Source organism: Streptomyces sp. NPDC024555 (genome assembly GCF_055559335.1).
The window spans coordinates 25,114-51,781 of record NZ_JBVHKV010000004.1; the positions used below are offsets into that span (position 1 = coordinate 25,114).

Consider the following 26,668-nt stretch of genomic DNA (forward strand, 5'->3'; position numbering starts at 1 on the left):
GGGCGCTTCCGTTACGGGGCGACGTCCACGGTTTTGAAGGCGAGCTGCGACAGCGCCGTGTAGTACGGCCGGATCTCGACCTTCGTGACGGGGCGCGGGGCCGGCTTGCCGCCGTTGAGCGTGCGCGTGACCCTGCGGCCGACCTTGGCGAGCAGGGTCCTGCTCGGGTCGGGCAGGATGCGGATCACCGGGCGGGGGAAGGTGAACACCCCGATGGGGGCGAGGACGTCGGTGGCCAGCTTGCCCACCTGCACCCGCTCCGCCCCGGCGGCGGGACGCAGCCACACGTCCCAGATCTGCTCGGGTCCCTCGTGCTCCCGCACCAGCGTGGCACAGTCGACCACAGCGGTGATGCGGCCGTCCTCGCCGGCCGTCACCGGGAAGGACAGCACCCGCTCCTTGTCCTTGCGGTGGACGGCCTCCAGGATCGCGCCCGAGCCCGGGGCGACCCCCCAGACGGCGGCGGCGACCTCGACGCTCTCGTTGTCCACGTCCAGTGCGTCTATCTCGACATGGGTCTCCCGCACCACACTGCGGATGCGCAGCCGGTCCATCTCCCCCCGGTGCGGCAGCAGCAACTCCAGGGCGGGGGCGCCGGCCTGGCGGGGCAGCGGGACGTTGAGCAGATCGCGTACGTCGCAGCCGTAGCCGTCGACCGTGAGCGGGACCTCGTTGCCGTCCTGGGCGCGGACGGACAGCTCCCAGGTGCCCTCGGGCAGTCCGCCGCGCCAGGGCACCACGGCGGAGCCGTCGGGGTCGATGGCGAAGCGCTCCTCGGCCGGGTTGCGGCCGGTCCGGCGGCAGACGATCTCGGCTCCGTGGCCCTCGGGGGGCAGGGTGCCGACGTCGATGTGGACCGCGCCCATGCCGTCCACCTGGGCGGTGGCGGTCGTGGGCAGGGCGCGGCGGGCGGCGGCGTCGTGCAGGATCGCCTCGAACCGGGCGCAGCTGGCGGGCTCGTGGAAGCGCACGGCGTTGCGTACGGCGGCCGCGCCCATGCGCTTGCGGCGCTCGTCGTCCTCGACCAGTTCGAGGATGGCCTCGGCCATGGCGGCGGTGTCGCCGCGCGGGACGATCAGCCCGTCCTCGCCGTGGGTGATGATGTTGCGCGGGCCGTGGTCGGCGTCGGTGCTGACGACCGGGAGACCGGCCGCCATCGCCTCGACGATGACGTTGCCGAAGGCCTCGCGCTTGGACGGCAGGACGAAGACCGAACCCTTGCTGAACTCGGGCGAGACCGGCGCGGCGGGCCCCATCAGGGTCACGGTGTTGTGCAGGCCGAGGGTCTCGATCTGCTTGCGCAGATTGGCCTTCTCGGTGCCGCCGCCGTAGATCCGCAGCCGCCAGTCGGGGCGCTTGGCCACGACCGTCGCGAAGGCGTCGATGACGGCGGCGAAGTTCTTGTTCTCCTTGAGCAGTCCGGCCGCGATGATGACCTTGTTGGTGCTCTTGGACTGGACGGGGGCGGCGGGCACGCAGTTGGGCATGACGGCCAGGCGGTTGCGCACGCCCGGCACCTGGTTGCCGATGCTCACGACCTCTTCGGGGGTGAGGGCGGTGAGCGCGTCCAGCGAGTGGTACGCCTTGAAGAGCCGGCCCTGGTAGTACTTCGCGTAGATCGAGGGCATGGAGTGCTCCTGCGTGACCCGCAGGTAGTTCCCCTCGGCGTACGAGAGCATGATCGTGTTGCGCGGGCTGGAGCTGACCACGACGTCCGCGTCGGTGGTGGCGAGGAATTCGAGCAGCCGCAGCTCGGCGAGCCGGCTGACCACGGGCTTCTTCTCCGCCGGGTCGACCGGGTACACCTTGGGAAAGACCTCGATCAGCGGGTCGTCCAGGTCCGATGTCGGCGAGTGCTTGCGCAGATCGGTCAGGACGCGCACCGACACCCTCGGGTCGAGGGGGAAGTACGACTCGTCCCGCACCTTGCGAAGGGCGACGATCTCCACCTCGTGCCGGGCAGCGAGCGCACCCGCGAGGTTCTGCGTCGCACTCACCACTCCGCCCATGTGGCAGAGGTCGCGCACCAGAAATGAAATCTTCACTTGCGTCTTTCGGCTGGGCCGCGTCGCGCGGCAGTCCCAGGGCAGCCTCGCACGGTCTTCACCGCGCTCCCCCTACCCCCTCGGCTGGTACGAGGGCAGGCCCCCGCACCAGGAAGACGGACAGGAAGGTCACAGGGTTGTGCGGGGAGTGAAAGTTTATCGAATCTTTGACCATAGCCTACCGAGCCTGGTGATGGCGTACGAAATCCAGTCGAATCACCGTACATCCGTACGACGAAAGGGGTGTGTCCCCCGTACCGGACCGGCCGGTGCGGGGGACACACCCCTGACGGGAACCTCGTTACGCGAACGGGTCGAAGTCCTGGTACTCCTGGCTGACCTCGTCGCGCTCCGCCTCGCGGTCGCGCCGCCGCTGGGCGGCCGGGCGCGGCTCCTCCAGACGGTGGTCCTCGCCGCGGCGGCCGAGCATCTCCGCACCGGCCGAGACGGTCGGCTCCCAGTCGAAGACGACCGCGTTGTCCTCGGCGCCGATGGCGACGCCGTCGCCCGCCCGCGCCCCGGCCTTGCGCAGCTCGTCCTCGACGCCGAGCCGGTTGAGCCGGTCCGCGAGGTAGCCGACGGCCTCGTCGTTGTTGAAGTCGGTCTGGCGCACCCAGCGCTCCGGCTTCTCGCCGCGCACCCGGTAGATGCCGTCGTCCTCCAGCGTCACGGTGAAGCCGGTGTCGTCCACGGCCTTGGGCCGGATGACGATACGGGTGGCCTCCTCGACCGGCTTGGCCGCGCGCGCCTCGGCGATGATGCCGGCCAGCGCGTAGGACAGCTCCTTGAGGCCGGTGCGGGCGACCGCCGAGACCTCGAAGACGCGGTAGCCGCGGGCCTCCAGATCGGGGCGGATCATGTCCGCGAGGTCCTGGCCGTCCGGGATGTCGATCTTGTTGAGGACGACGACGCGGGGCCGGTCCTCCAGCCCGCCGTACAGCTTCAGCTCCTCCTCGATCATGTCGAGGTCGGAGACCGGGTCGCGGTCGGACTCCAGCGTGGCGGTGTCCAGGACGTGCACGAGGACCGAGCAGCGCTCGACGTGGCGCAGGAACTCCAGGCCGAGGCCCTTGCCCTGGCTGGCTCCGGGGATCAGCCCGGGGACGTCGGCGATGGTGTAGACGGTGGAGCCCGCCGTGACCACGCCCAGGTTGGGGACCAGGGTGGTGAACGGGTAGTCGGCGATCTTCGGCTTGGCGGCCGACAGGACCGAGATCAGCGAGGACTTGCCCGCGCTCGGGTAGCCCACCAGCGCGACATCGGCGACGGTCTTCAGCTCCAGGACGATGTCCCGGGCCTCGCCGGGCTCGCCCAGCAGCGCGAAGCCGGGGGCCTTGCGCCGGGCGGAGGCCAGCGCCGCGTTGCCCAGGCCGCCGCGGCCGCCCTGGCCCGCGACGAAGGCGGTGCCCTGGCCGACCAGGTCGGCGAGCACGTTGCCGGCCCGGTCCAGGACGACGGTGCCGTCCGGCACGGGCAGGACCAGGTCCTGGCCCTCCTTGCCGGTGCGGTTGTCGCCCGCGCCGGGCTGGCCGTTGGTGGCCTTGCGGTGGGGGTGGTGGTGGTAGTCGAGCAGCGTGGTGACGTCCTGGTCGACGACCAGGGTCACATCGCCGCCACGGCCGCCGTTGCCGCCGTCCGGGCCGCCGAGCGGCTTGAACTTCTCACGGTGGACGGAGGCACAGCCGTGGCCTCCGTTACCCGCGGCGACATGCAGTTCGACGCGGTCCACGAAGGTGGTCATGGGTGGAACCTCCAGTTACTCCGTACAGAAAAGTCTCGCGCGTGCGTCCCCGAGGGACAACACGCGAAAGGCGGACCCACTTCCCGTCACAGGAAGTGAGGTCCGCCTCCACGTCATCACGCTCGACGAGCGCCGGGGATTCAGCCGGCGATCGGAACGATGTTCACCACGTTGCGGCCACGGTGGGTGCCGAACTGGACCGCACCGGCGGCCAGGGCGAACAGCGTGTCGTCGCCGCCACGGCCGACGCCCGTGCCCGGGTGGAAGTGGGTGCCGCGCTGGCGGACCAGGATCTCACCGGCGTTGACGGCCTGACCGCCGAAGCGCTTCACGCCGAGCCGCTGAGCGTTGGAGTCGCGCCCGTTCCGGGTGGACGATGCGCCCTTCTTGTGTGCCATGTCTCCTCAGTCCCTTACTTCGCAGCCGCGGGGATACCGGTGACCTTGATCGCCGTGTACTGCTGGCGGTGACCCTGGCGACGGCGGTAGCCGGTCTTGTTCTTGTAGCGAAGGATGTCGATCTTCGCGCCCTTGTGGTGGTCCACGACCTCGGCCTGGACCTTGATGCCGTCCAGGACCCACGGGTCGCTGGTCACGGCGTCGCCGTCGACAACGAGCAGGGTAGAGAGCTCTACCGTGTCGCCCACCTTGGCAGTGGAAATCTTGTCAACCTCAACGATGTCGCCGACAGCAACCTTGTGCTGGCGACCACCGCTGCGCACGATGGCGTACACGCGGATCTCACTCTCACTCGAAGCGGAAACCCCTGATGCCAGCCGCCCACACGGGCCGGGGCCCGCGATGATCCGGATTGGACGAGCGGCCTCTCCCGTACGAGCGGGAGGTCAGTGCTCAGAGGTGTGGCGAACAAACGCCGAGGGTCAAGGTTACGGGCCCCGGACAGCCCGGTCAAACCGGGCTCCGGCTCAGGCCGCGACGGCCTCGGTGTACGCGGCGTAGGCGTCCCGGATCCGGTCCGGGGACAGGTTCAGATGCTCCAGGATCGTGTAGCGGCCCGGCCGGGTGCGGGGGGCGAACTCCACGACGGAGACGAACTCCTCCGCGGTGAACCCGATCTCCTCCGCGGTGACCGGCAGACCGTGCCGCCGCAGCGCCCCGGCCATCCGCACCGACTCGGCGTACGCGCCCCGCAGATGCATCGCGAACGCCGCGCCCAGACCGCACTGCTCCCCGTGGCTGGCCGCGCGCCGGGGGAAGAGCAGGTCGAAGGCGTGGTTGATCTCGTGGCAGGCCCCGGACGCGGGACGGCTGTCCCCCGCCACCGACATCGAGATGCCGGTGAGCACCAGCCCCTCGGCCAGCACCTGGAGGAAGCCGTCGTCGCCGAGGGACCCGGGGTGGCGCAGCACGGCCTCGCCGGCCTGCCGGGCCATCGCCGCGGAGAGACCGTCGATGTCCTCACCGTTGACCCGGTGGGCCAGCTCCCAGTCCGCCACGGCGGAGATGTTCGAGAGCGCGTCCCCGATCCCGGACCGCACGAAGCGGACCGGGGCCTCGCGGATGACGTCCAGGTCGATGACGACGGCGATCGGGTTGGGGACGCCGTACGAGCCGCGGCCCGCGTCGTTGTCCAGGGTCGCCACCGGGGAGCAGAGACCGTCGTGCGACAGGTTCGTCGCGACGGCGACCAGCGGCAGCCCGATGCGCGCCGCGGCGAACTTGGCGCAGTCGATGATCTTGCCGCCGCCGAGCCCGACGACGGCGTCGTACCGGCCGGACTTCATGGCCTCGGCGAGGCGGACGGCGTCGTCGAGCGTGCCGCCGCCCACCTCGAACCAGGAAGCACCCGGCAGGCTGTCCGAGAGCCGCTCGCGCAGCGCCCGGCCGGAACCCCCGCTGATCGCGATCGCCAGCTTGCCGGAGCCGGAGATCCGCTGATCGGCGAGGACCGTCGCCAGATCCGCCAGAGCGCCGGCCCGGATGTCGACGACGACCGGCGCGGGTATCAGCCGGGTCAGTACTGGCACGCGATCTTCCTGCCCTTGGCGAGGTCGTCGTGGTTGTCGATCTCGACCCACTTGACGTCGCCGATCGGCTCCACGTCGACCTTGAAGCCGCGGTTGACCAGCTCCTGGTAGCCGTCCTCGTAGTAGAGGTCGGGGTCGCGCTCGAAGGTGGTCTTCAGCGCGTCGGCCAGCTCCTCGGCCGCCTCGCCCTCGATGAGGGTGACGCCGATGTACTCGCCGGTGGCCTCGGCCGGGTCCATCAGCTTGGTGATCCGGCGGACGCCCCTGCCGTCCTCGACGACGACCTTCATCTCCTCGTCGGCGAGCTGCTTCACCGTGTCGAGGGCGAGGATGATCCTCTTGCCCTCGCCGCGGGCGGCGAGCAGCGTCTTCTCGACGGAGACCGGGTGCACGGTGTCGCCGTTGGCGAGGATGACGCCGTCCTTGAGGGCGTCACGGCCGCACCACAGGGAGTAGGCGTTGTTCCACTCCTCGGCCTTGTCGTTGTCGATCAGCGTGATGCTGACGCCGTACTTCGCCTCCAGGGCGGCCTTGCGCTCGTACAGGGCCTCCTTGCGGTAGCCCACGATGATCGCGACGTCGGTCAGGCCGACCTCGGCGAAGTTGCCGAGCGTCAGGTCGACGACGGTCAGGCTCTCCTCGTCGCCCTCGGGGCCGACCGGCACGAGGGCCTTGGGCAGGGTGTCGGTGTAGGGGCGCAGACGGCGGCCGGCGCCGGCCGCCAGGATCATGCCGATCATGGGGTGTCTCCTCGGTCTCGGTACGGGTGTCTCGGATGGGGTGCGGACGCCGGGCGGCGGCGCTCAGAGTTCGGTGGACACGAAGCCGCGCAGCCAGTCGCGGAAGTCGGGGCCCAGGTCCTCGCGTTCGCAGGCGAGCCGGACGATGGCGCGCAGATAGTCGCCCCGGTCGCCGGTGTCGTAGCGGCGGCCCCGGAAGACGACGCCGTGCACCGGACCGCCGAGCTTCTCGTCCATGGCCAGCTGCTGGAGTGCGTCGGTGAGCTGGATCTCGCCGCCGCGGCCCGGTTCGGTGTCGCGCAGCACCGCGAAGACGGCGGGGTCGAGGACGTAGCGCCCGATGACGGCCAGATTGCTCGGGGCGTCCCCGGTCTCCGGCTTCTCGACCAGTCCGGTCACCCGGACGACGTCGTCCTCCGCGGTGGTCTCCACCGCGGCGCAGCCGTACAGGTGGATCTGCTCGGGGGCGACCTCCATCAGCGCGACGACGCTGCCGCCCTCGCGCTCCTGGATCTCGGTCATCCGGGCCAGCAGCGGGTCGCGCGGGTCGATCAGGTCGTCGCCCAGCAGCACGGCGAAGGGCTCGGCGCCGACATGGGGCTCCGCGCACAGCACCGCGTGGCCGAGGCCCTTGGGGTCGCCCTGCCGGACGTAGTGCATGGTCGCCAGGTCGCTGGACTCCTGGACCCGGACCAGCCGCTCGTCGTCGCCCTTGCGGGTGAGCGCCGACTCCAGCTCGTAGTTCCGGTCGAAGTGGTCCTCCAGGGCCCGCTTGTTGCGCCCGGTGATCATCAGGACGTCGTTCAGCCCCGCGGCGGCGGCCTCCTCGACGACGTACTGGATCGCCGGCTTGTCGACGACCGGCAGCATCTCCTTGGGAGTCGCCTTGGTCGCCGGCAGGAACCGGGTACCGAGCCCGGCGGCGGGTATGACGGCCTTCTGGATCTTGTGCATGTACGGGGACTTCCGTGTCGGGTACGGGGGCGGCCCGGCGCCGGAACGCAGCCGGCCGGCCCCGTGGCGGGACCGGCCCGACTGCGTCGCGCGCGGTGCCGGGGCCCGCAGGGGGCCGGTCGCCGTGGCACCGGCCCCCGTACGGGCCCCAGGTGGGTCAGACCTCGTCGGCCGGAGCGGTGACGGGGGCCGGGGCGGACTGCTCGGCCGCCACCGTCTTCTTCGCCGCCTTCTTGGCCGTCGTCTTCTTGGCCGCGGTCTTCTTCGCCGCGGTCTTCTTGACGGCGGCCTTCTTGGCCGTGGCCTTCTTCGCCGTCTTGCGGGCCGCCTTCTTGGCGGGGGCCGGCTCGGCCTCCGCCTCGGGGGCGGTCTCCGGCTCGGCCGCCGTGACCACGACGACCTCGGCCTCCTCGGCACCGGCGGGCGGGCCCGCGGGCGCGCTGACCTTGCGGGTCACCCGGCGACGGGCGCGCGGCGGGGCCGGCTCCTCGACGAGCGCCTCCGCGGGCGCCTCGACGACCGGGTCCTCGGCCGCGACCGGGTCGGCGACGGGCGCCGGCTCCTCGGCGGGTGCCGGCTCCTCGGCGGCCGGGGCGGCCTCGGCCGGTTCGGCCGCGGCGGGGGCGCCCGCCGGGGCGGTCGCCTTCCGGGTCGCCCGGCGACGGGTGCGGCCCTGCGGCGCCTCGGCCACGGGGGCCTCGGCCTCCACGGCCGGGGCGGCCGGCGCCTCGGTGGTCTCCGGCTCCGCGGCCGGCTCGGCCACGGGGGCCGGGGCGGACGCGGTCCTCGGGGCACCGGCGGGCGCCGTGGCCTTGCGCGTCGCCCGCCGACGGCCGCGGCCGCGCGTGGCGGCGGCCTCGGCCTCGGCCGGGCTGCTGTACAGCTCCTCGTCCGGGACGAACTCCGGCTCGGGAAGCGCCACCGGGGCGGCGACCTCGGCGGCCACCTCGGCCTCGGTCTCCGTCTCGGGCTCGGAGACGTGCTCGTGGTCGTGCTCGGAGACGTGCTCGTGCTCGTGCTCGTGCTCGTGGTCGTGGCCCGAACCGCCGCGGCGCTTCTTGGACCGCTTCCCGCCACCGCCGCCACCGGACGTGCCGGGCTGCTCCATGTGGACGATCACGCCGCGCCCGTTGCAGTGGACACAGGTCTCGGAGAAGGACTCCAGCAGACCCTGGCCGACCCGCTTGCGGGTCATCTGGACGAGGCCCAGCGAGGTGACCTCGGCGACCTGGTGCTTCGTACGGTCGCGGCCCAGGCACTCCAGCAGACGCCGCAGCACCAGGTCCCGGTTGGACTCCAGCACCATGTCGATGAAGTCGACGACCACGATGCCGCCGAGGTCGCGCAGCCGCAGCTGGCGCACGATCTCCTCGGCCGCCTCCAGGTTGTTCTTGGTGACCGTCTCCTCCAGGTTGCCGCCCTGGCCGGTGAACTTGCCGGTGTTGACGTCGACGACGACCATCGCCTCGGTCTTGTCGATCACCAGCGAGCCGCCGCTAGGCAGGTAGACCTTGCGGTCCAGCGCCTTCATCAGCTGCTCGTCGATCCGGTAGGTGGCGAAGACGTCGACCTCGGAGGTCCACCGCGAGAGGCGGTCCGTCAGATCGGGCGCCACCTGCGAGACGTATCCGTGGATCGTCTCCCAGGCGTCGTCACCGCTGACGATGACCTTGGAGAAGTCCTCGTTGAAGATGTCGCGGACGACCCGGACGGTCATGTCCGGCTCGCCGTAGAGCAGGGTCGGCGCGTTGGAGCTGCCGGTGCTCTTCGACTTCTTCTGGATGTCCTCCCACTGCTGCTGGAGCCGCTCGACGTCACGGCGCAGCTCGTCCTCGCTCGCGCCCTCGGCGGCGGTGCGCACGATGACGCCCGCGTCCTCGGGGACGATCTTCTTGAGGATGGTCTTGAGCCGGGCGCGCTCGGTGTCGGGCAGCTTGCGGCTGATCCCGGTCATCGAGCCCTCGGGCACGTAGACCAGGTAGCGGCCGGGCAGCGAGACCTGGCTGGTCAGGCGGGCGCCCTTGTGGCCGATCGGGTCCTTCGTCACCTGGACGAGGACGGACTGGCCGGACTTGAGCGCGGTCTCGATGCGGCGCGGCCCGTGGGCCATGCCGAGCGCCTCGAAGTTGACCTCGCCCGCGTACAGCACGGCGTTGCGGCCCTTGCCGATGTCGACGAACGCGGCCTCCATGGACGGCAGCACGTTCTGGACCTTGCCCAGGTAGACGTTGCCGACGTAGCTGGTGGCCTGCTCCTTGTTGACGTAGTGCTCCACGAGCACGTTGTCCTCGAGGACGCCGATCTGGGTGCGCTCGCCGTACTGGCGGACGACCATGACGCGCTCGACGGCCTCGCGGCGGGCCAGGAACTCCGCCTCGGTGATGATCGGCACGCGGCGGCGGCCCTGCTCGCGGCCCTCGCGGCGGCGCTGCTTCTTGGCCTCCATCCGGGTCGAGCCCTTGATGGACTGCACCTCGTCGAAGCCGGTGCCGGGCTCGCGCTCGGCGTCCTTCTTGCGGGGCTCGCGGACCTTGACGACCGTGCGCTCCGGGTCGTCGGAGCCGGACTCGGCCTCGGGCGAGGCGTCCCCGCTGCGACGGCGACGGCGACGGCGGCGACGGCTGCTGCTGGAGCCGGAGGCGGCGGAGTCGTGGTCGTCCTGCTCCTCGTCGCCCTCGTCCTCCGGCTCCTGGGCCCGCGCGGACTCGTCCTCGGCGTGGTCGGCGTCCTCCGGGTGCTGCTCGGCGGAGTCCTCGTCGGCGGACTCGCCGCGGCGGCGGCGACGGCCCCCACGGCGGCGGCGGCGCGAGGGACGGTCGCCGTACTCGTCGGCGTCCTCCGCGTCCTGCTCGGTCTCGGCCTCGGCCTCGTGCTCCGGCTCCTGCTCGTCCTCGGCGTGCTCCTCGACGGGCGCGGCGGCCTGCTCCTCGGCGGGGGCGGCCTCGCCACGGCGGCGACGGCGGCGGCGCGAGCCGCTCTGCGCGGCGGGCTCGGCCTCCACGGCCGGCTGCTCCTCCGCCGTGATCTCGTCCTCGGGCTCCTCGTCGTACGCGGCGGCGGCAGCGGCGGCGGCCGCGGTCTCCGGCGTCTGGAACATCGGCTCGGCGAAGACGGGCGCCTGGAACACGGCGACGGCGGGGCGCGTGGCCCGGCGGCCGCGGCGCGCGGGCTCCTCGGCCTTCGCGGTGAACTCGGGCCGGCCGGCGGGCGAGGTGGCCCGGCGGCGCTGACGGCCGCGCGGGGCGGCCTCCTCGATCTCGGCGCTCTCGGCGGCCAGCTCCTCGACGGCCTCCTCGGGCAGGCTCTCGCCCGGCTGCTCCGCAACGGCCTCGACGGGCTCGGCGGCCTGCGGCGCACCGGCGGGCGCGGTGGCCTTACGGGTGGCGCGACGGCGGCGCGGGGTCTCGGCCGGAGCGGACTCGACGGGCGCGACGGCCTCGACGGGCTCCGCCTGCTCCGCGACGACGGTCTCCTCGACCGACTCGACCGACTCGGCGGCTTCGGCGGCCTGCGGCGCACCGGCAGGCGCGGAGGCCCGGCGGCGGGTACGGGTACGCGGCGCCTCGGCGGCGGGTGCCTCGACGGGCGCGGCCTGCTCGGCGACGACGGTCTCCGCAACGGCCTCGACGGGCTCGGCGGCCTGCGGCGCACCGGCGGGCGCGGTGGCCTTGCGCGTGGCGCGACGGCGGCGCGGGGTCTCGGCCGGAGCGGACTCGACGGGCGCGACGGCCTCGGCGGGCTCCGCCTGCTCGGCGACGACGGTCTCCTCGACCGACTCGGCGGCTTCGGCGGCCTGCGGCGCACCGGCGGGCGCGGTGGCCTTACGGGTGGCGCGACGGCGGCGCGGGGCCTCGGCCGGGGCGGCGGGCTCCTCCTCGGTCACCGGGGCGGACGCGGCGGGCGCGGCGCTCTCGACGACCTCGACGGTCTCGGCCGCCTGCGGCGGTCCGGCGGGGGACGTCGCCTTGCGGGTGGCGCGGCGGCGGGTGCGCGCGGGCGGCGCGGCCTCGGCCTCCGCGGCGTTCTCGGTGCTGTTCTCCGACACTCCGGCGTCAACGGCCGGTATGGCCGGAGCCTCGGCTGCCGGTGCGCCCGTGGTGGGCGGGCCCGCCGGGCGGGAGGCCGCGCGGCGCCTGCGGCGCGGCGGCAGCTTGTCGCCGGGGGTGTTGTTGTCTTCTGCGTTCCCGGTCGTGCCGGGTTCGGTCGGCTGGGGCATGCGGGCGTTTCTCCCGTCGCGCTCCCGGGCGCCGCGTCTGATTCCGGTCCGGCACGGTCCGCGTGTCCACGCGGCTCTGCCGTCCGGGGCGCGGGCGCCGCACGGGGGCTGAATGTCTGGCTCGCCGGTTCCGTACGCGTGGTGCGCACGGCCTGGCGAAAGTCTTATGGGTCAGCGCGCGGCCCGGCCCAGGTGGCTCCCGAGTCCGAGGGCTGCGCTACAACGACCGCCTTACGCGGAACCTGCACCTTCCGGCGCCGTCGCGACGGCGGTCCCGGCGGCCGGGGCTGCCTCGCGGTCGGGCGCGAGCGGGTCGGTCACCGTGCCGGACTCCTCGTCGAAGAGCCCCTGCGCCAGCCTGGTCACCGCTGCGGGGACCGGCGGCGCCAGGTCGGCCACTACGCGGAGACCGGACAGGACGTCGTCAGGCCGAACGGCAGGTGTCACGTGCCGAACAACCAGCCGCAGTATCGCACAGGCCTTGTCCCCGGGCCTATCAGGCTGATGATCAAGGGCCCGCAGGTCGACGACGGCGGCGCGTGCGTCGAAGCTCCGCATGCCGTTCTTGGTACGGCGCTCGACCTCGACGCTCTCGGCGGCGTTGAACGCGGCCACGGCCTTCTCGGCCTCGGCCGGCTCGACGCCGTCCAGCCGCAGTTCCCAGACGGAGGCGGTCAGCCGGTCGGCGAGACCCGAGGTGCGGGCCTCGACGGCGTCGGTGATGTCCAGACCGTCCGGCAGCGAGTCGTTGAGCAGCTCGCGCAGGGTCTCCGGATCGCGGGCCTCGGTGAGGGCGATCTCCAGGAACTCGGCCTCGCTGCCCGTGCCGGTGGGTGCGGCGTTGGCGTACGAGACCTTGGGGTGCGGGGTGAAGCCCGCCGAGTAGGCCATGGGCACCTCGGAGCGGCGCAGCGCCCGCTCGAAGGCACGCTGGAAGTCTCGATGACTGGTGAACCGGAGGCGGCCCCGCTTGGTGTAGCGCAGTCGGATGCGCTGCACCGCCGGTGCGGGCGGCGGGCCTTCGGGCTGTCGCTTGCCCAGTGGTTCTTCTCCTCGGTGCGGAGCGGACGCGGTGGCACGCCGCCCTCGAAATGCGGGTGGCCCGGGGTGTCCGGTCCGGCTCACCCCCGCGGGTCGGCTTTCGCTTTCCGCAGGGAGATCTCTGGTTCGGGCGCCGCGCTGGGCACAGTCGTTGTACTACCCAGAGTACGCGCAAGGACGCCCGCCGGTTCCCGGGGCTCGGGTTCACCGGCCCCTCCGGCCAGTGCCCGCCAGGCGTCCCGGCGGGCCCGGCGGACGGTCTCGCGGGCCGTGCGCAGGGTCTCCCGGGCGGTCCGGCCGATCGTGCGCGCCAGCCGTCCGGCGGGTGCCAGCACCGCGTCGCGCAGGACGTGGCCGACCGGGGTGAGCACCGCACGGTAGGCCCAGTGCACGGGTGCGCCGACCAGGTACCACGCGAGCCGGGCCAGGAGCCGCCCGACGGCCCGCGAGATCATCCCGGCGATCCGCCAGGCCACCGCGAACGCGGCGACGACCTCGCGCCCGACCGGGGCCAGGACCGCGCGCCACAGCCACCGCAGCGGAGTGACGAGGCCCACCACGACCAGCCACCGCAGAGCGGTCCACACCCCCCGGCAGCAGGCCGCCACGCCTCGGGCCAGCACATCGAGGAGCCAGGCGATCCCCCGGCCCAGCGGGGTGAGCACGCTCCGGTACGTCCACACCAGCGGCAGCACGAGCAGGTGCTCGACCAGCCAGGCGGCGGCCCGGCCGAGCGGCACCAGGACGTAGCGCCACACGGCCACGGCGGGAACGACGAGCAGGGCGACGAGCAGCCACCGCGCCGCCGTGGCGGTCCACCGTCCGGCCGGGTCGAGCAGCGAGCGGTACACCCAGCGCAGCCCGTGGCCCAGTGGGGTGAGGACGTGCGCGTACAGCAGGCGCAGCGGGGCGACGATCCCGTACCGCGCGCCGGGCACCAGGACGTACCGCCAGAGGGCGGGCCAGGGGCGCACCAGGACGGCCGTCGCGAGCCACAGCAGTCCGCGGCCGAGCGGGGTCAGGACCGTGTGCCACAGCCAGCGGGCGGGGGCGGCCACCAGGATCCCGAAGAGCCGTGCCAGGGCGCGGCCGGCCGGGCGCAGCACCGCCCGGTCGGCGGCGCGGGCCGTCACGACCAGGGCGTCCCAGACCATCCGCACCGGCAGGACGAGGACCAGGACGACGATCCGCACCGGGATCCTGATGGCCGCGGTCAGACAGCCGTCGCCGGCCTCGTACCGCGCGGGCGTCCCGTGCGCCCCGTGACCGGTCCGTTCGGGGACCGGGTGCTCTCCCTGTTCCATGCCCCTCATGACGCGAAGGCCCGGCCGGAAGTTTCCCGGCCGGGCCTTCGTCACCGAGCTGTCACCCGGTCATGGCGTGCACGCGGCTACTTCACGACCGTCAGCGGCAGGAGCTTCTTGCCGGTGGGGCCGATCTGGATGCTGGTGTCCATCTGCGGGCAGACCCCGCAGTCGAAGCACGGCGTCCAGCGGCAGTCCTCGACCTCGGTCTCGTCGAGCGAGTCCTGCCAGTCCTCCCAGAGCCAGTCCTTGTCGAGGCCGGAGTCGAGGTGGTCCCAGGGCAGGACCTCCTCGTAGGTCCGCTCGCGGGTGGTGTACCAGTCGACGTCCACGCCGTACTCCGGCAGCGTGGCCTCGGCGCTCTTCATCCACAGGTCGTAGCTGAAGTACTCGCGCCAGCCGTCGAAGCGGCCGCCGGCCTCGTAGACCGCGCGGATGACGGAGCCGACGCGGCGGTCGCCGCGGGAGAGCAGGCCCTCGACGATGCCGGGCTTGCCGTCGTGGTAGCGGAAGCCGATCGAGCGGCCGTACTTCTTGTCGCCGCGGATCTTGTCCCGGAGCTTGGCGAGACGGGCGTCGGTCTCCTCGGCGCTCAGCTGCGGCGCCCACTGGAACGGGGTGTGCGGCTTGGGCACGAACCCGCCGATGGAGACGGTGCAGCGGATGTCGTTCTGCCCGGAGACCTCGCGGCCCTTGGCGATGACGTTGACCGCCATGTCGCCGATCTGGAGGACGTCCTCGTCGGTCTCGGTGGGCAGGCCGCACATGAAGTACAGCTTCACCTGGCGCCAGCCGTTGCCGTAGGCGGTGGCGACGGTCCGGATCAGGTCCTCCTCCGAGACCATCTTGTTGATGACCTTGCGCATGCGCTCGGAGCCGCCCTCGGGGGCGAAGGTGAGGCCGGAGCGGCGCCCGTTGCGGGTCAGCTCGTTGGCCAGGTCCACGTTGAACGCGTCCACGCGGGTGGAGGGCAGCGAGAGGCCGATCTTGTCCTCGGTGTAGCGGTCGGCCAGGCCCTTGGCGATCTCGCCGATCTCGGTGTGGTCGGCCGAGGAGAGGGAGAGCAGGCCGACCTCCTCGAAGCCGGTCGCCTTGAGTCCCTTGTCCACCATCTCGCCGATGCCGGTGATGCTTCGCTCCCGCACGGGGCGCGTGATCATGCCGGCCTGGCAGAAGCGGCAGCCGCGGGTGCAGCCGCGGAAGATCTCGACGGACATCCGCTCGTGGACGGTCTCGGCGAGGGGGACGAGGGGCTGCTTGGGGTAGGGCCACTCGTCGAGGTCCATGACGGTGTGCTTGGACACCCGCCACGGGACGCCGGACCTGTTCGGCACGACACGGCCGATGCGGCCGTCCGGGAGGTACTCCACGTCGTAGAAGCCCGGGACGTACACCCCGCCGGTCCTCGCGAGGCGGAACAGCACCTCCTCGCGGCCGCCGGGGCGGCCCTCTGCCTTCCAGGCGCGGATGATCTCGGTGATCTCCAGGACGGCCTGCTCGCCGTCGCCGATGACCGCGCAGTCGATGAACTCCGCGATCGGCTCGGGGTTGAACGCGGCGTGGCCGCCGGCGAGCACGATCGGGTCGTCCAGGCCGCGGTCCTTCGCGGCCAGCGGGATGCCGGCCAGGTCCAGGGCGGTGAGCATGTTGGTGTAGCCCAGCTCGGTGGAGAAGCTGAGCCCGAAGACGTCGAACGCCTTGACGGGGCGGTGGCTGTCCACGGTGAACTGCGGCACCCGGTGCTCGCGCATCAGCGCTTCCAGGTCCGGCCAGACGCTGTAGGTGCGCTCGGCCAGGACGCCCTGGCGCTCGTTCAGCACCTCGTAGAGGATCATGACGCCCTGGTTGGGCAGCCCGACCTCGTAGGCATCCGGGTACATCAGCGCCCAGCGGACGTCGCATTCGTCCCACGGCTTGACGGTGGAGTTGAGCTCACCGCCGACGTACTGGATGGGCTTCTGCACATGCGGGAGCAGAGCTTCGAGCTGTGGGAAGACCGAATCGACAGACATCGCGAACTTTCGAGAGCCGGCAGGGGTGACCATCCAGCGTACCGCGACGCTCAGCGTCCGGACGCCGCGCCGAGATCGTCCCGGGCGGCCCGCGCCCACACCGCGGGCAGCTCCCGCTCGCGCGCCGCGGCCTCCGCCTGTTCCTGCCCGTAGAGCACTCCCCAGGTGAACGACGGCTCGCCGGCCGCGTGGGCCTGGACGGCGAGCGTGCGCAGTGCCTCGCGGGCGACGACGCCGTCCTGGTGGTCGCCGAGGAGCGTCTGTACGGCCTTGAGGCGCTTGGCGGCCTTCCTCGCGGGCTTCCCCAGGGCGGGGCGGGCGGTCTCGGCGGCGTACCGGGCGCGTTTGGCGGCCTTGCGGGCGTCGTGCAGGGCGCGGTCGCGGCCGGGGCCCGGGGGGAGGTCCAGGGCCCGGTCGACGCGGTGGGCGAGGCGCCGGCGGTCGCGGCGCACGGCGCGGGCCAGCTCGGGTCCGGGCGGTCCGGCGGCGGCCGGGAGCAGGGGCGGGTCGGTGACGAGCGCGTCCAGGGCGTCCAGCAGGGCGAGGTGGCGGGCGCTGTCGAGGACGGCGAGCGTGCGCCGGCGCGTACCGGCGCGGCGGGCGGTGGACCACAGGCGCAGCCGGGCGCGGACCGGGCCGAGGACGAGGGTGCGGGGCAGGGTGTCGAGCCGGGCGCGCAGCCGGGCGTCGAGGACCTCCTGGTCGCGGTCGACGCCCAGTTCCGCGGCGAGCCGGCGCAGTTCCCCGGCGACGGGGTCGGTGACGGTGCGGTCCAGCACGGTCCGGTGGCTGCGCAGGGCGCTGCGCAGCCGTCGGGTGGCCACCCGCATCCGGTGCACGGAGTCCGGCAGGTCCCGGCGCACGGCCGGGTCGAGGGCGACGATCTCGGCGGCCTGTTCGCGTACGTAGGCGAGGACGTGGTCGCCCGCGGTGCGCGGCGGGTCCGGGCGGGGGCCGGGGGGCGTGTCCGGGGCGGTCTCGGCGAGGGCGCGGGCGACCTTGGACGCGGAGGCGGAGGGGCGGATCCCGGCCTCCGTCAGCCGCTCCTCGACGGCGTCGAGGAAGGCCGGGTCGGCGTCGTCGGCGAGTTCGGCCTCGATCTCCGTCCAGGCGGTGGAGCGGCCGGGGCCGTGCAGCCGTTCGGCGCGGACCGCGTCGACGCTCAGTTCGGCGAGGGGCGCTCCGTCCGGTCCGCGCAGCAGATGGACGTCGCGGGCGGAGCGGAGGCGGACGACGGGGACGAGGTCGGCGCCGCGGACCCGGGAGCGGACGAGGGCGGCCAGGTCCGGGGGCAGGGCGTCCGAGAGGGGGGCGCGCAGTTCGTCCCGGATGCCCGAGGAGACGGGGAACTTGAGGTGCCAGCCGGCGTCGGACCCGCCGGTGCGGCGGCGCAGGGTGAGGCGGTCGGCGGCGAGCCGGAAGTCCTCGGTGTCGTAGTAGACGGCGTCGAGGACGGTGATGCCGAGGTGGTCCACGGCCGCGACGCCGGCCACCCGGGTCAGGTCGGGCAGCCGGGTGGCGTCGGTGGCCTCGTACTTCCGCTCGATCTCGCGCTTGGAGTCCGCCATACGACGAACCTAACGCGCCCCGGGGAAACCGCTCAGGCCGTTATCGGCCGTTGCACCCGGATCGACTGGAGCAGCCCGATGGCCACCCAGACGGCGAACATCGAGGAGCCCCCGTAGGAGACGAAGGGCAGCGGCAGTCCGGCGACCGGCATGATGCCGAGCGTCATGCCGATGTTCTCGAAGGACTGGAAGGCGAACCAGGCGATGATCCCGGCGGCGACGACCGTGCCGTACAGCTCGGTGGTCTCGCGGGCGATGCGGCAGGCGCGCCAGAGCACGATGCCGAGGAGGACCAGGATCAGTCCGGCGCCGAGGAAGCCGAGTTCCTCGCCGGCGACGGTGAAGACGAAGTCGGTCTGCTGTTCGGGGACGAACTGGCCGGTGGTCTGGGTGCCGTGGAAGAGGCCGGTGCCGGAGAGTCCGCCGGAGCCGATGGCGATGCGGGCCTGGTTGGTGTTGTAGCCGACGCCGGCCGGGTCGAGCGCCGGGTTGGCGAAGGCGGCGAAGCGGGCGATCTGGTAGTCGTCGAGCAGTCCGAGCTGCCAGATGGCGACACCGCCGGCGACGCCCGCGCCGAGGAGGCCGAAGACCCAGCGGTTGGAGGCGCCGGAGGCCAGCAGGACGCCGAGCACGATGACGACCATGACCATGACCGAGCCGAGGTCGGGCATCCCCATGACGATCACCATGGGGACGGCGGCCAGGCCGAGGGCCTTGGCGACGGTCCGGTGGTCGGGGTGGACCTGGTCGCCGGCGTCGACCCGGGCGGCGAGCAGCATCGCCATCCCGAGAATGATCGTGATCTTGGTGAACTCGGAGGGCTGGAGGGAGAAACCGCCCGGCAGCAGGATCCAGGCGTGCGCGCCGTTGACGGTGGCGCCCAGCGGGGTGAGCACCGCCATGACGAGCAGCACGGAGACCACGTAGAGGATCGGGACGGCCCCGCGCAGGGTGCGGTGGCCGAGCCAGATCGTGCCGACCATCAGCGCGAAGCCGATGCCGGTGTTGAGGGCGTGGCGGAAGAGGAAGTAGTACGGATCGCCGTGGGTGAGCGAGTCGCGTCCCCGGGTCGCCGACCAGACGAGCAGCGAGCCGATGAAGGAGAGCGCGATCGCCGAGCCGAGGAGCGGCCAGTCCAGCCGGCGCACGACGGAGTCGCGGGCCATGAGCCGGCCCCAGCCGGAGCGCTCCGGGCCGTAGCGCGGGACGGAGAATCCGGCCATCAGTCACGCCTCCCGAGCACCGCGGCGAGCGTCTGCTCGCCCGCCGGCTTCTGCGAGTCGGGGTTGTACGGCTTGATCGTCGGGGCGTCGATGGTGCCGTCGGCCTGGATCTTCGGCAGCGACTTCTGGGGCGTCGGCAGGAGGGCCTTCTTGAGGTCCTGCTTGCCCGAGGCGTCGAGGCCGTAGAGCGCGTTGTAGATGTTGCGGACGGCGGGGCCGGACGCGCCGGAACCCGTACCACCCTGGGAGATCGTCATGACGATCGAGTAGTCCTTGGTGTACGTGGCGAACCACGAGGTCGTCTGCTTGCCGTAGACCTCGGCGGTACCCGTCTTGGCGTGCATCGGGATCTTGTCCTGCGGCCAGCCGCCGAACCGCCAGGCGGCCGAACCGCGGGTCGCGACACCCGCGAGGGCTTCGTCTATCTCGTTGCGCGTCTTCTTGGTGAACGGCAGCTTGCCGTGCGCCTTGGGCTCGATCTCCTGGACGGTCTTGCCGTCGCCGCTGACGATCGCCTTGCCGACGGTGGGGTCGTAGAGGGTGCCGCCGTTGGAGATGGCCGCGTAGATGGTGGCCATCTGGATCGGGGTGACGAGGGTGTCGCCCTGGCCGATCGAGTAGTTGACCGAGTCACCGGCGCGCATCTTGTCGCCTTCGAGGCAGTTCTCGTACGCGATCTTCTCGACGTACGTGCCGTCCTTCTTGCCCTGCTTGCACCAGGCGTCGTGGTTGGCGGCGGCGAACTTCTTCTTCCACTCACGGTCCGGGACGCGGCCGCTGACCTCGTTGGGGAGGTCGATGCCGGTCTCCTTGCCGAGGCCGAACTGGTGGGCGGTCTTGTAGAACCAGTCCTTCGGGTTCTTCTTCGGGCTGTTCCCGCCGTCCTTCTGCCATTCCTGGTGCGCGAGGCCGTAGTAGACGGTGTCGCAGGAGACCTCCAGGGCGCGGCCGATGGTGATGTCGCCGTAGCCCTGGGACTCGAAGTTCTTGAAGGTCTGGCCGCCGATGGAGTACGAGCTGGGGCAGGGGTAGTGCCCGTCGAAGGGGTATCCGGCGTTGACCGCGGCGGTCGAGGAGATGACCTTGAAGATGGAGCCGGGTGCGGCCTGGCCCTGGATGGCGCGGTTGAGCAGCGGGAAGTTGGAGTTCTTCCCGGTCAGCTTGGCGTAGTCCTTGGCGGAGATGCCGCCGACCCAGGCGTTGGGGTCGTAGTTGGGCAGCGAGGCCATGGAGACGACCCGGCCGGTCTTGGCCTCCATGACGACGACGGCACCGGAGTCGGCCTTGTAGTTCTCGCCGGTGTTGTTGTCGAACTCGGTACGGGCGACCTTCATCGCCTGGTTCAGCTCGTACTCGGCGACGGCCTGGACCCGGGCGTCGATCGAGGTGACGACGCTGGAACCGGCCTCCGCCTCGTCGTTCTTGGCGTGGCCGATGACCCGGCCGAGGTTGTCCACCTCGTAGCGGGTGACGCCCGCCTTGCCGCGCAGCTCCTTGTCGTAGGTGCGCTCCAGGCCGGAGCGGCCGACCATGTCGGAGCGCAGATACGGCGAGTCGGTGTCCTGGGCCTTGGTGATCTCCTCGTCGGTGACGGGCGAGAGATAGCCGAGGACCTGGGCGGTGTTGGCCTTGCCGGGCGCGGCGTAGCGCCGGACGGCGGTGGGTTCGGCGGTGATGCCGGGGAAGTCCTCGGCCCGTTCGCGGATCGTCAGGGCCTGCTGGGTGGTGGCCTCGTCCGTGACCGGGATCGGCTGGTAGGGCGAGCCGTTCCAGCAGGGCTGCGGGGTCTTCGCGTCGCAGAGGCGGACCTTGTCGAGGACCTCCTTGGGCTTCATGCCGAGGACGCCGGCCAGCCGGGTCAGGACGCTCTTGCCGTCGTCGTCCATCTTCAGCAGCTCGGTGCGGCTGGCGGAGACCACGAGCCGGGTCTCGTTGTCGGCGAGCGGCACCCCCCGCGCGTCGAGGATGGAGCCGCGGGCGGCGGGCTGGACGACCTGCTGGACGTGGTTGTTCTTGGCCTCGTCGGAGTACTCCTGGCCGTTGCGGATCTGGAGGTACCAGAGCCGGCCGCCCAGGGTGAGCAGCAGCGAGAAGACGAGGACCTGGATGACGACGAGGCGGATCTGGACGCGCTGGGTCCGGCCCGTCTCGGGGATGTTGGTCACGGGGCGCCCCCGGTGGTGGTCGGGCTGGTCGGGGCCGCGGTGCGGGCGGCCCCGGGCTGGTGCGGCCTCACAGTCGCTTGACTCCCTTGATGCGTCCGGCGCGGGCGGCCCGGTTGCGGGCGGCCTTCACGCGCAGTCCGCCGCGCTGGCTGCCGATCCGCAGACCGGAACCGGCGGCGAGCCAGCCCGCGGCGGCGTCCCCGCGGCCGGAGGAGGACTCGGTCAGCGGATCGTGCACCGTGCGTCTGGCCATCGCCATGATCAGCGGAACGGTGAACGGGGCGAGCAGCAGGTCGTACACGGCGGCGGTGAACAGCAGGCTGCCCAGGCCCACATGGCGGGCGGCCGTGTCGCCGACGAGGGCGCCGACGCCCGCGTACAGCAGCGTCGAGCCGATCGCGGCGGCGACGACCACGGCCATCGGCACGAAGGCCGACCTGAGCTGCCCGTTCTCGGGCCGGGCCAGTCCGGCGAGGTAGCCGATCACACAGAGGACCAGGGCGTAGCGCCCGGCGGCGTGGTCGGCCGGCGGGGCCAGGTCCGCGAGGAGCCCGGCGCCGAAGCCGATGAGGGCCCCGCTGACGTGCCCGTACACGAAGGCCAGTCCGACGACGACCATGAGCAGCAGGTCCGGCACGGCGCCGGGGAGCTGGAGCCTGGCGAGGACGGAGACCTGGACGACCAGGGCGATCACGACCAGGAGGACGGAGAGCAGAGTCCGGTGGAGGCGCATGGGGATCAGCTCTACCTCTGTTCGTTGACCGCGTTGCCGGCGTTCGGTGTGGCGTTCCCGCTGGGATCCGGGCTCGCGGGTGGGCTCTGGTGGATGTTGCCGACCACGTTGCCCTCGGTGTCGACGATGTCGCCGTTGGGCGAGATGGTGACGGTGACGGTCGGGGTGGGCTTCGGCTTGGCCGGGGCCTTCGGCTTCTTCGGCAGGACCATGTCGCGGGGGTCCTCGCGCGGGGCCTGGACGACGATGCCGACGATGTCGAGCTTGGTGAAGCCGACGTACGGACGGACGTAGACGGTACGGGTCAGGTCGCCGCCGGAGGGGTCGACCCGGACGACCTCGCCGACCGGGACGCCCGGCACGAAGGGCTTGTCCTTGCTGGAGCCGAAGGTGACGAGCCGGTCGCCCTTCTTGACCTTGGCCTTGCCGTTCAGGAACTGGACGGACAGCGGGCGCGAGCCCTGGCCGGTGGCGAAGCCGAGTTCGTCGGTGGACTCCATGCGGGTGCCGACGGTGAAGTCGGGGTCGTTGGCCAGCAGCACCGTGGCGGTGTCGGGGCCGACGGTGGTGACGCGGCCGACGAGTCCGTCCCCGTTCAGCACGGTCATGTCGCGCTTGACGCCGTCCTTGGAGCCGGCGTCGATGGTGACCGTCCAGGAGAAGCCCTGGGCCGCTCCTATGGCGATGACCTCGGCGGCCTTGATGCCGTACTGGCCGGCCGCCGACTTCTTCAGCATCTTGTCGAGCTCGCGCACCCGGTTGCGGTTGCGGTCGTCGCTGCCCAGCTCCGCCTTGAGCGCGGCGTTCTGCTTCTCCAGCTCGGCGATCTTGTCGTGGCGGCTGCCGGAGGCGCGGACGGCCCCTATGGCGTTGCCCACCGGGTCCACCGCCGCCGCCACACCGTTCTCCACCGGTCCGAAGACCGTCGCGGCGGCCTGCCGGGCGCCGTCCACCGGTGATGCCTCGCCCCCGCGGATGTCCACCGTGATCAATGCGAATGCGATGGCGATCAGCAGCACCAGGAGCAGCCGGCTCTCTCGTGTGTCCCTCACGTGCGGCGGCCGTGCCTTCCTCGTAGGAATGTTCGTGCCTGTATATCAACGATCCTCCGCGCGGAGCGGCAGCGTCCGCGCGGAGGGCGTGGTGTTCTAGCGGCGGGGCTGGGCGTCCAGCACCTGCTGGAGCGCCTCGAACTCCTCGACGCACTTGCCGGACCCGAGGGCCACGGAGTCCAGCGGGTCCTCGGCGATGTGGATCGGCATGCCCGTCTCGTGGCGGAGCCGCTCGTCCAGTCCGCGCAGCAGCGCGCCGCCGCCGGTGAGGACGATGCCCCGGTCCATGACGTCGCCGGACAGCTCCGGCGGGCACTTGTCCAGCGTCGTCTTGACCGCGTCGACGATCGCGTTGACCGGCTCCTCGATGGCCTTGCGGACCTCGGTGGCGGAGATGACCACGGTCTTGGGCAGCCCCGAGACCAGGTCGCGGCCGCGGATCTCGGTGTGCTCGTCCTTCTCCAGGTCGTAGGCCGAACCGATGGTGATCTTGATCTGTTCGGCGGTCCGCTCACCGAGCAGGAGCGAGTACTCCTTCTTGATGTGCTGGATGATCGCGTTGTCCAGTTCGTCACCGGCCACGCGGATCGACTGGGCAGTGACGATTCCGCCGAGCGAGATGACCGCGACCTCGGTGGTGCCGCCGCCGATGTCGACCACCATGTTGCCGGTGGCCTCGTGGACCGGCAGACCCGAGCCGATCGCGGCCGCCATCGGCTCCTCGATGATGTGCACCTGGCGGGCCCCGGCCTGGGTCGACGCCTCGATGACGGCGCGTCGCTCGACCCCGGTGATGCCGGAGGGCACACAGACCACGACCCGGGGGCGGGCCAGGTAGCGCCGCTTGTGGATCTTCAGGATGAAGTAGCGGAGCATCCGCTCGGTGATCTCGAAGTCGGCGATCACGCCGTCCTTCAGGGGCCGTACGGCGACGATGTTGCCCGGCGTACGGCCGATCATCTTCTTGGCCTCGGACCCGACCGCGAGGATGCCGCCGGTGTTGGTGTTGATGGCCACGACGGACGGCTCGTTCAGGACGATGCCGCGCCCCCTGACGTACACCAGCGTGTTGGCAGTCCCGAGGTCGATAGCCATGTCACGGCCGATGAACGACATTGAGTTCCCCTTGTTCCCCATGAGGATGCGTCGGGCCTTCCCAAGTGAAAGCGATGATGGCTTGATTTGGTAGGCGAGATGAGCGCTGCGGGCGTGGAAGCTTCCATCGTAGTGCCGGAAACACCGACACAGCGCGAGGGTCCTTCGCCATGCTGGGCAGAACGGGTGGCCGTTCCACTCATGGTGACGTTACGTCGAGGGGATGCGTTCCCGCGATCCGGGACCCTATGCCGAAGGGCGACCGAATTAATTCGGTCGCCCCAGGTCATGAGCGCTGTTCGGCTGATCCGGATTCAGGAGAGACCGGGAAAGAACAGCTTCATTTCCCGCTCCGCGGACTCCTCGGAGTCCGAGGCGTGGATGAGGTTCTCCCGGGTGATCGTACCGAAGTCGCCGCGGATCGATCCGGGCGCGGCGGCGATCGGGTCGGTCGGACCGGCCAGGGCGCGGACGCCCTCGATGACCCGCTCGCCCTCGGCCACCAGCGCGACAATGGGGCCGGACAGCATGAACTCGACCAGCGGCTCGTAGAACGGGCGGCCGACGTGCTCGGCGTAGTGCTGCTCCAGTGTGGCGCGGTCCAGGGTACGCAGCTCCAGCGCGGTGATCTTCCAGCCGGCCTTGCGCTCGATGCGGCCGACGATCTCGCCGACCAGACCGCGACGGACGGCGTCGGGCTTGAGAAGAACGAGGGTGCGCTGGGTCATGTGCGGCTCCTTGCAGGCATACGGGTGCGGTGAGGCGAGATTACAGGGGGCGGCCGGCGGGCGGACCGCCGGGCTCAGGCGCCGGAGGCCGCCTGGGCCTCCTCCTGGGCGGCCCAGCGGGCCTTGGCCTCGTCGATTCTGCGACCGTAGTGCACCGAGGCCCACCACAGGCCGCCGAAGGCCAGACCGAGGATGAACATCATCGGAACCACGAATCCGCTGGCGACCAGCGCGGCCTGGAGCACCCAGCCCAGCTGCACGCCGCCGGGGCGGGTGATCATCCCGCACAGCAGCACGGAGAGCAGCATGCCGATGCCGCAGACCGTCCAGACCGTGGCGGACGTCAGATCGTCGGACTTCATCGCGACGAGCCCGGCGAAACCGATGACGAAGAATTCACCGATCAGGGTCGATGCACAGAGCGTACGCACGGGTCAGCGCCTTCCCAGAAGCAGCCGGGCCTCGCCGACCGTGATCACGGAACCGGTCACCAGCACCCCGGCGCCCGCGTACTCGTCCTCCTCCTCGGCGAGGGTGATCGCCGCTTCCAGCGCGTCGTCGAGCCGCGGCTCCACCTGGACCCGCTCGTCGCCGAAGACCTCGACGGCGACGGCCGCCAGGGCGTCCGCGTCCATCGCGCGCTCGGTGGAGTTCTGTGTGACGACGATCTCCGCGAAGATCGGCTCGAAGGCCTCCAGGAGCCCCCGCACGTCCTTGTCGCCGCTGGCGCCGACCACACCGATCAGCCGGGAGAAGCCGAAGGCCTCGGACAGGCCCTCCGCGGTGGCGAGGGCGCCCGCCGGGTTGTGCGCGGCGTCCAGGATCACGGTCGGGCTGGAGCGGACGACCTCCAGGCGGCCCGGCGAGACCACCGAGGCGAAGGCGCGGCGGACGATGTCGGCGTCCAGCGCGCCGGGCCGCTCGGCACCGACGCCGAAGAACGCCTCGACGGCCGCCAGGGCCACCGCCGCGTTGTGCGCCTGGTGGGCGCCGTACAGCGGGAGGAAGACCGTGTCGTACTCCCCGCCGAGGCCGCGCAGCGTCAGCAGCTGGCCGCCGACCGCGACCTCCCGGGAGACGACGCCGAACTCCATGCCCTCGCGGGCCACGGTGGCGTCGACCTCGACGGCCTTCTTCAGCATCACCTGGGCGGCGTCGACGGGCTGCTGCGCCAGGATGACCGTGGAGCCCTGCTTGATGATCCCGGACTTCTCCACCGCGATCTCGCCGGGCGTGGAGCCCAACCGGTCGGTGTGGTCCAGGGAGATCGGGGTGACGACGGCGACCCCGGCGTCGATGACATTGGTCGCGTCCCAGCTGCCGCCCATGCCGACCTCGACCACCGCGACGTCGACCGGGGAGTCGGCGAAGGCTGCGTACGCCATGCCGGTCAGCACCTCGAAGAAGGAGAGCCGGTAGGGCTGCTGCGCGTCGACCATCTCGACGTACGGCTTGATGTCCTCGTAGGTGGCGATGAACCGCTCCGGGTCCATCGGGGCGCCGTCCAGGCTGATCCGCTCGGTGATCGACTGGACGTGCGGGGAGGTGTACCGCCCGGTGCGCAGGTCGAAGGCGCCGAGCAGGGCCTCGATCATGCGGGCGGTGCTCGTCTTGCCGTTGGTCCCCGTGATGTGGATCGACGGGTAGGCGCGCTGGGGCTCGCCGAGGACGTCCATCAGCGCGGCGATCCGCGCCACGGACGGCTCCAGCTTGGTCTCGCCCCAGCGCCCGGCGAGCTCCTGCTCCACCGCGCGCAGTGCCTTGTCCACCTCCGGGTCGGCGGGGCGGGCGGGGACCTCGTCGGCCTGCGGCGGGCCGGAGGCGGCGCGCAGCGTACGGCTCCCGGCCTCGATCACCGCCAGGTCGGGGTCGCGCTGGGTCGCTTCGCCGACGATCTCCGCGAAGGCGTCGTCGGAATCGGAGGCGTCGTGCCGGTCGGAAGGGCGGGGCTCACTCACGGGCCCCAGTCTACGGACCGGCACCGACAACGCGCGCAGCCGCCCGGGGCGGCGCCACGGCCCGCGCCGGCCGGGAACGACGGAGCCCCCGCGCGCCCGGTCGGTC

At 72.0% G+C, this 26,668-nt stretch carries 20 protein-coding genes; all 20 read right to left on the reverse strand.

The window, feature by feature from the left end:
• Nucleotides 1-11: 11 nt before the first annotated feature.
• Entirely contained in the window at nucleotides 12-2,045 is a 2,034-nt protein-coding gene (locus tag ACZ4FH_RS07855; RefSeq protein WP_467303119.1) for a glycosyltransferase family 4 protein, read from the reverse strand.
• A gap of 301 nt (nucleotides 2,046-2,346) precedes the next feature.
• On the reverse strand, nucleotides 2,347-3,786 hold the full coding sequence (obgE, locus tag ACZ4FH_RS07860; RefSeq protein ID WP_467303120.1) for a GTPase ObgE: 1,440 nt from the start codon (nucleotides 3,784-3,786) through the stop codon (nucleotides 2,347-2,349).
• Nucleotides 3,787-3,926: 140 nt separating this feature from the next.
• Nucleotides 3,927-4,184 (reverse strand): 50S ribosomal protein L27, encoded by a 258-nt coding sequence (gene rpmA / locus ACZ4FH_RS07865; protein WP_018551605.1) that lies wholly within the window; start codon nucleotides 4,182-4,184, stop codon nucleotides 3,927-3,929.
• 14 nt (nucleotides 4,185-4,198) lie between these two features.
• Entirely contained in the window at nucleotides 4,199-4,519 is a 321-nt protein-coding gene (gene rplU / locus ACZ4FH_RS07870) for a 50S ribosomal protein L21 (RefSeq protein ID WP_014045903.1), read from the reverse strand.
• Nucleotides 4,520-4,711: 192 nt separating this feature from the next.
• On the reverse strand, nucleotides 4,712-5,773 hold the full coding sequence (locus ACZ4FH_RS07875) for an iron-containing alcohol dehydrogenase family protein (protein ID WP_383633321.1): 1,062 nt from the start codon (nucleotides 5,771-5,773) through the stop codon (nucleotides 4,712-4,714).
• A complete protein-coding gene (locus ACZ4FH_RS07880; RefSeq protein ID WP_467303122.1) occupies nucleotides 5,761-6,513 on the reverse strand; it encodes a phosphocholine cytidylyltransferase family protein in 753 nt (250 codons plus the stop codon). The genes ACZ4FH_RS07875 and ACZ4FH_RS07880 overlap by 13 nt, the downstream gene beginning before the upstream one ends.
• Before the next feature lie 63 nt (nucleotides 6,514-6,576).
• On the reverse strand, nucleotides 6,577-7,467 hold the full coding sequence (gene galU, locus ACZ4FH_RS07885; RefSeq protein WP_383633327.1) for a UTP--glucose-1-phosphate uridylyltransferase GalU: 891 nt from the start codon (nucleotides 7,465-7,467) through the stop codon (nucleotides 6,577-6,579).
• A 157-nt stretch (nucleotides 7,468-7,624) separates the two neighbouring features.
• Entirely contained in the window at nucleotides 7,625-11,683 is a 4,059-nt protein-coding gene (locus ACZ4FH_RS07890; RefSeq protein WP_467303124.1) for an Rne/Rng family ribonuclease, read from the reverse strand.
• Nucleotides 11,684-11,914: 231 nt separating this feature from the next.
• Nucleotides 11,915-12,682 carry a TIGR03936 family radical SAM-associated protein gene (locus ACZ4FH_RS07895; RefSeq protein ID WP_385110108.1) on the reverse strand — a complete coding sequence of 256 codons (768 nt, stop codon included), beginning with the start codon at nucleotides 12,680-12,682 and terminating at the stop codon, nucleotides 11,915-11,917.
• A gap of 122 nt (nucleotides 12,683-12,804) precedes the next feature.
• Nucleotides 12,805-14,028 carry a hypothetical protein gene (locus ACZ4FH_RS07900; RefSeq protein WP_467303126.1) on the reverse strand — a complete coding sequence of 408 codons (1,224 nt, stop codon included), beginning with the start codon at nucleotides 14,026-14,028 and terminating at the stop codon, nucleotides 12,805-12,807.
• 86 nt (nucleotides 14,029-14,114) lie between these two features.
• On the reverse strand, nucleotides 14,115-16,040 hold the full coding sequence (locus ACZ4FH_RS07905) for a TIGR03960 family B12-binding radical SAM protein (protein ID WP_467303127.1): 1,926 nt from the start codon (nucleotides 16,038-16,040) through the stop codon (nucleotides 14,115-14,117).
• A 50-nt stretch (nucleotides 16,041-16,090) separates the two neighbouring features.
• On the reverse strand, nucleotides 16,091-17,608 hold the full coding sequence (locus tag ACZ4FH_RS07910; protein ID WP_467303128.1) for a CYTH and CHAD domain-containing protein: 1,518 nt from the start codon (nucleotides 17,606-17,608) through the stop codon (nucleotides 16,091-16,093).
• 32 nt (nucleotides 17,609-17,640) lie between these two features.
• Entirely contained in the window at nucleotides 17,641-18,831 is a 1,191-nt protein-coding gene (gene rodA / locus ACZ4FH_RS07915; RefSeq protein WP_467303130.1) for a rod shape-determining protein RodA, read from the reverse strand.
• Nucleotides 18,831-20,996 carry a penicillin-binding protein 2 gene (gene mrdA, locus ACZ4FH_RS07920; protein WP_467303131.1) on the reverse strand — a complete coding sequence of 722 codons (2,166 nt, stop codon included), beginning with the start codon at nucleotides 20,994-20,996 and terminating at the stop codon, nucleotides 18,831-18,833. The genes rodA and mrdA overlap by 1 nt, the downstream gene beginning before the upstream one ends.
• A gap of 67 nt (nucleotides 20,997-21,063) precedes the next feature.
• Nucleotides 21,064-21,729 carry a rod shape-determining protein MreD gene (gene mreD / locus ACZ4FH_RS07925; RefSeq protein ID WP_467303133.1) on the reverse strand — a complete coding sequence of 222 codons (666 nt, stop codon included), beginning with the start codon at nucleotides 21,727-21,729 and terminating at the stop codon, nucleotides 21,064-21,066.
• Between the two features lie 11 nt (nucleotides 21,730-21,740).
• Nucleotides 21,741-22,781, reverse strand: a complete 1,041-nt coding sequence (gene mreC / locus ACZ4FH_RS07930) for a rod shape-determining protein MreC (RefSeq protein ID WP_383633352.1) — start codon at nucleotides 22,779-22,781, stop codon at nucleotides 21,741-21,743.
• A 96-nt stretch (nucleotides 22,782-22,877) separates the two neighbouring features.
• Complete coding sequence (locus ACZ4FH_RS07935; RefSeq protein WP_383633355.1) at nucleotides 22,878-23,897, reverse strand: rod shape-determining protein; 1,020 nt, start codon at nucleotides 23,895-23,897, stop codon at nucleotides 22,878-22,880.
• A 293-nt stretch (nucleotides 23,898-24,190) separates the two neighbouring features.
• Nucleotides 24,191-24,604, reverse strand: a complete 414-nt coding sequence (gene ndk, locus ACZ4FH_RS07940) for a nucleoside-diphosphate kinase (RefSeq protein ID WP_383633357.1) — start codon at nucleotides 24,602-24,604, stop codon at nucleotides 24,191-24,193.
• Nucleotides 24,605-24,678: 74 nt separating this feature from the next.
• A complete protein-coding gene (locus ACZ4FH_RS07945) occupies nucleotides 24,679-25,035 on the reverse strand; it encodes a DUF4233 domain-containing protein (protein WP_383633360.1) in 357 nt (118 codons plus the stop codon).
• Between the two features lie 3 nt (nucleotides 25,036-25,038).
• A complete protein-coding gene (gene folC / locus ACZ4FH_RS07950; RefSeq protein ID WP_467303137.1) occupies nucleotides 25,039-26,562 on the reverse strand; it encodes a bifunctional tetrahydrofolate synthase/dihydrofolate synthase in 1,524 nt (507 codons plus the stop codon).
• Nucleotides 26,563-26,668 lie beyond the last annotated feature (106 nt).